Annotated in this window: 1 rRNA gene; it reads left to right on the top strand. The window is 48.6% G+C overall.

The window, feature by feature from the left end:
* A 23S ribosomal RNA gene (locus tag LB449_RS13825) occupies nt 1-405 on the top strand; the annotation flags it as partial.

Genomic DNA, 405 nt, shown 5'->3' with positions numbered 1-405 from the left:
CGGGCGAGAAACCCGCACACCGAAAGACCAAGGATTCCTCAGCTATGCTAATCAGCTGAGGGTTAGTCGGGGCCTAAGGCGAACCCGAAAGGGGTAGTCGATGGACAAGCAGTTAATATTCTGCTACCTGCTTTAAATTAAACGAGACGGAGAAGGAAATCTAGTGCGTGCAGACGGAATTGCACGTTGAATCTACTGTAAGGTAGAGATAGTACACCAAAGCTACGGTGGCGGTGATAATCTAGAGGCCGTTCTTCCAAGAAAATCAATTAAAGCAGCCCGTACCGTAAACCGACACAGGTAGTTGGGATGAGAAATCTAAGGTGCTCGAGAGATTCATGGCTAAGGAACTAGGCAAAATGGGCCCGTAACTTCGGGAGAAGGGTCGCCCTCAATTAAGTTTGG

The organism is Psychroflexus lacisalsi, from assembly GCF_020164495.1.
GTDB lineage: Bacteria > Bacteroidota > Bacteroidia > Flavobacteriales > Flavobacteriaceae > Psychroflexus > Psychroflexus lacisalsi.
This window is presented reverse-complemented; position numbering and strand designations above follow the sequence as displayed.